This window comes from Micromonospora sp. NPDC049799 (assembly GCF_040656655.1).
Classification (GTDB): Bacteria; Actinomycetota; Actinomycetes; order Mycobacteriales; family Micromonosporaceae; genus Micromonospora.
In genome coordinates this window covers 1-4,176 of sequence record NZ_JBFAMU010000431.1, presented here as the reverse complement: position 1 = coordinate 4,176, position 4,176 = coordinate 1, and the positions used below count along the sequence as shown (strand labels likewise).

Below are 4,176 nucleotides of genomic sequence, written 5' to 3'. Positions count from 1 at the left end.
CCACGGCGAAGGCCGCCGCACCCCTGGGCGCCGCCGCGCTCGTGCACCACGGCGGCTACCACGTCCTGCTGGCGTGCGTCGCCATCGCCTGCCTCCTCGCCGCCGCCGGCATGGTCGCCGTGCGCGGGAACACCCGCCGCGAACCGATTGACTTTCGATAGGTAGCGAGCGAGAATCGATGCATGGTCACAGCGCAGCGGGCGGTGCTTCCGCTCAGGGTCTTTCTGGTGGTGTTGTTCGGGGTGTTGGTCATGTTGCAGACCTTCTCGTTGCCCGGACAGTTCGCGTACATGGCGCAGGAGTCGCCGGAGCAGGCGTACCTGCGGTGGCCGCTGACGGCGGTGTCGGTGTTCTGGGTGGTGTGCGTGCAGGTGGTGATCGTGTGCACCTGGAAGTTGTTGACGTTGGTCAGGGACGACCGGATCTTCAGTGAGGTGTCGCTGAAGTGGGTGGACGTGATCGTGTGGGCCATCGCCGCCGCGTGGGTGGTGCTGGTGGGGGTGTTCCTCTACGTCGGGTTCAACGCCGACGACCCGGGAGGGCCGCTGCTGCTGTTCCTGATCGTGGTTGGTGTGGCGGTGTTCGGGCTGTTGATGGTGGTGATGCGTGCCCTGCTGCGGCAGGCCACGACGCTGCGCACCGACATGGAGGCGGTGATCTGATGCCCATCGTCGTGCGCATCGACGTGGAGTTGGCCAAACGCAAGATGAGCGTGGGGGAGTTCGCCGAACGGGTCGGGCTCACCCCGGCGAACGTGGCCGTGCTGAAGAACGGCCGTGCCAAGGCCGTCCGTTTCAGCACCCTGGAAGCGATGTGCCGGGTCCTCGACTGCCAACCCGGAGACCTCCTCGAATGGGTCGACGAATGATCGAGGTCCGTGGGCTCACGAAGCGCTACGGCGACGTCCTGGCCGTCGACGATCTGAGCTTCGACGTCGAGCCGGGAAAGGTCACCGGCTTCCTCGGGCCGAACGGGGCGGGGAAGTCCACGACGATGAGGATGATCCTCGGTCTAGACCGACCCACCTCGGGACGGGCCCTGGTGAACGGCCGGACGTTCGCCACGCTCACCGAACCACTACGGGAGGTCGGCGCGCTTCTCGACCCCGGCTCCGTGCATCCCGGCCGTACCGGACGCAGCCACCTCCGGGTGGCCGCCCGGACGAACGGCATCCCGGAGCGGCGGGTGGAGGAGGTGATCGAGCAGGCCGGCCTCGGCGGCGCCGCCCGCCGTCGGATCAAGGGCTACTCGCTCGGAATGCGCCAGCGTCTCGGGATCGCCGCGGCACTCCTCGCGGACCCCCGCGTGCTGCTGTTCGACGAGCCGGTCAACGGGCTCGACCTCGACGGCGTCCGCTGGATCCGCGCGCTCCTGCGACAACTCGCCGACGAGGGACGCACCGTGCTGGTCTCCAGCCATCTGCTCAGCGAGATGCAGCAGACCGCGGACCGTCTGGTCGTCATCGGCCGCGGTCGTCTGATCGCCGACGCGACGACGGAGGACATCCTGCGCGGCCTGGGGCACCGTCAGGTGCGGGTCCTCAGCACGCAGGCGGATGCGCTTCGCACCCGGCTCCAGGAACGCGGCCTCACCGTCGAGCGCGTCGACACCCACGAGTTGCAGGTCCGCGACACCACCGCCGAGGACGTGGGTGCTGTCGCCCACTCCTTCCACCTCCCGCTGCACCACCTCTCCGAGGGCCAGCAGTCCCTCGAGCACGCCTACATCGAGCTCACCAGCAACCACGTGGAGTTCCGCGGCCAGGCGGACCATTCCCGGACGAGGACGGAGGCAGCGACGTGACGGCTCTGTCGACCACCCCTGCCCTGCGCGGTACGGCCGGGGACGTCTCCACCGGCCGCGCGTTCACCCGCACCTGCGCTGCCGAGTGGACCCGGCTGTGGACCGTCAGGACGACCTGGTGGTTCCTGGCGGCGGCAGCCGTGGTGATGGTGGGGCTCGGAGCCGTCGCCGGCTTCGACGCGGCCGCGGACCCCGTACCTCCCCAGGGCGACCCGGCCTGGCTGGTGTCGAGGATCAGCGCCATGCCGGCGCAGTTCGCCCTGCTCGGTCTCGCCCTGATCACGGTCACGTCCGACTACGCCACCGGCGGGATCGTCCCGAGCCTGCAGTGGACGCCACGCCGCGCGGTTCTCTTCCTCGCCCGCGCCGTCGTGACGGCCGCAGCCGCCACGAGCTTCGGTGTGCTGCTGGGGCTCGCCTCCGCGCTCGCGGCCTTCGCCGCGGCCCGACCGGGACTCAGCCTGCCCCTGGGCGAGGGTCGCGAGGTGTTGGGGGCCGTCGCCTTCGTCTTCGCGGCCGGCACCCTCCTCGCCGTCGGGCTCGGCTTCCTGCTGCGCAACACGGCCGGCGCCCTGGTCACGGTGTTCCTTCTGATGCTGGTCCTGCCGGTGCTGCTCCCGCAGTTCGGCTACGAGTGGATGTCCGAGCTGGCCCGGATCCTGCCCGGGACCGGCGCGGCGTTCCTCCTGCTCCGGGAGGTGCCACGGATGACGACGGTGTCATCGGTGACCGTCCTGCTCCTCTGGGCTGCCGGCACTCTCCTGCTGGGCTGGCTGCGACTGATGCGCGACGACGCGTCCCGGTAGCCCGCACGCGAACGGTCGCGGCACTCCGAAGATGCGCCCACGTCGATTACCCGACGTAGTCATCTTGGAGATATTGCCTGGTCGCGTTGCTACTTAGCGTGAGTCCGTTATCAAGTCGGCCCCCGGTGCCGGCACCGGTCGAACGCCTCCAGGTGGTCGGCGGGCATCGCGCCGGGGCCACGGACAGGAGAGCGACATGCGTGATCAGAAGGATTCCCGGCGGTTCGGCGCCCGTGCCTGCGGGCTCGTGCTCGGTCTTGCGGTGGCCGCCGCGGTGGTCGTCCCGGCGAGCCCGGCGGCCGCCGCGGTCCCCGGCCTGGTGCGGATCTCCGCGACCAGCGCCAGCACCTCGAACGACTTCCAGAGCGTCACGGCGACGTGCCCGGCCGGGAAGGTGTTGACCGGGGCGGGCTACGAGGTGAACGGGGCGACCGGTGAGGCGGTGGTCGACGACTTCCGGCCCAACGGGGGAGTGGCCGCCGCGCCGACCGCCGTCACGGTGGGCGCGTACGAGGCGGAGGCGTTCGCCGGGAACTGGTCGGTGACGGCGTACGCCGTCTGCGCGAACCCGCTGGCCGGCCTGGTGCGGATCTCCGCGACGGGCGCCAGCACCTCCAACGACTTCCGGAGCGTCACCGCGGCCTGTCCCGCCGGGAAGGTGCTGACCGGCACCGGCTTCGAGCTGAACGGGGCGACGGGTGAGGGAGTGGTCGACGACTTCCGGCCCAACGGGACAGTGGCCGCCGCGCCGACCGCCGTCACGGTGGGCGCGTACGAGGCGGAGGCGTTCGCCGGGAACTGGTCGGTGACGGCGTACGCCATCTGCGCGAACCCGCTCGCCGGCCTGGTGCGGACCTCCGCGACGGGCGCCAGCACCTCCAACGACTTCCGGAGCGTCACCGCGGCCTGTCCGGCCGGCAAGGTGCTGACCGGTGCCGGGTTCGAGCTGAACGGGGCGACCGGTGAGGCGGTGGTCGACGACTTCCGGCCCAACGGTGGTCCGGCGGCTGCGCCGTCGACCGTGAACGTCGGCGCGTACGAGGAGGACGCCTTCGCCGGCAACTGGAGCAGCACCTCGTACGGCATCTGCGCCACGGCGTAGTCGTCCCCGACGACCGGTGGACCCTGCCCGCTCCCGTCGGGTGGGGTCCACCGGACCGCGTCCACGTCGTGGTTGGATGGCGGAGTGCAGTTCACCGTGACAGACGTGCCGGAGCGGGAGCGTTTCGAGGCGCGGGAGGAGACCGGGTCGCTGGCCGGCGTGGTCACCTACCAGCTGACCGGCAGCGTCATCGTCTACACGCACACCGAGGTCGGTGCGGAGTTCGAGGGTCGCGGGGTCGGCTCGACCCTGGCCCGTGCCGTGATGGACGACGCCCGGGCCAGAAGGCGCACGGTGGTGCCGATCTGTCCGTTCCTCAGCGGATGGCTGGAGAAGCACCCCGAGTACGACGCCATCGTGGCCCGGTCGACGCGCAAGGTGAAGTAGCGCGCGGCCGGGCAGTGCGACGAGGCGAGGGAACCCCGCGCGGGCTGCGGACGGTGGTGGCGGCAGCGGTCGTCATCG

At 70.8% G+C, this 4,176-nt stretch carries 6 protein-coding genes; all 6 read left to right on the top strand.

The window, feature by feature from the left end; translation table 11 throughout:
• The first annotated feature begins 182 nt into the window (after nt 1–182).
• The 6 genes from AB0I76_RS23820 to AB0I76_RS23795 all read left to right on the top strand — a co-directional run bounded on the left by AB0I76_RS23820 (nt 183) and on the right by AB0I76_RS23795 (nt 4,098).
• Nucleotides 183–662 (top strand): DUF2975 domain-containing protein, encoded by a 480-nt coding sequence (locus AB0I76_RS23820; protein ID WP_357039411.1) that lies wholly within the window; start codon nt 183–185, stop codon nt 660–662.
• Nucleotides 662–868 carry a helix-turn-helix transcriptional regulator gene (locus AB0I76_RS23815; RefSeq protein WP_026874506.1) on the top strand — a complete coding sequence of 69 codons (207 nt, stop codon included), beginning with the start codon at nt 662–664 and terminating at the stop codon, nt 866–868. Before AB0I76_RS23820 ends, AB0I76_RS23815 begins: the two co-directional genes overlap by 1 nt.
• On the top strand, nt 865–1,803 hold the full coding sequence (locus AB0I76_RS23810) for an ABC transporter ATP-binding protein (RefSeq protein ID WP_357039407.1): 939 nt from the start codon (nt 865–867) through the stop codon (nt 1,801–1,803). The genes AB0I76_RS23815 and AB0I76_RS23810 overlap by 4 nt, the downstream gene beginning before the upstream one ends.
• Nucleotides 1,800–2,609 carry a hypothetical protein gene (locus tag AB0I76_RS23805; protein WP_357039404.1) on the top strand — a complete coding sequence of 270 codons (810 nt, stop codon included), beginning with the start codon at nt 1,800–1,802 and terminating at the stop codon, nt 2,607–2,609. The genes AB0I76_RS23810 and AB0I76_RS23805 overlap by 4 nt, the downstream gene beginning before the upstream one ends.
• A 196-nt stretch (nt 2,610–2,805) precedes the next feature.
• Entirely contained in the window at nt 2,806–3,711 is a 906-nt protein-coding gene (locus AB0I76_RS23800) for a hypothetical protein (protein ID WP_357039401.1), read from the top strand.
• An 84-nt stretch (nt 3,712–3,795) separates the two neighbouring features.
• The gene (locus AB0I76_RS23795) at nt 3,796–4,098 is read left to right on the top strand and encodes a GNAT family N-acetyltransferase (RefSeq protein WP_357039398.1); all 303 of its coding nucleotides are present in this window, start codon (nt 3,796–3,798) and stop codon (nt 4,096–4,098) included.
• Nucleotides 4,099–4,176 lie beyond the last annotated feature (78 nt).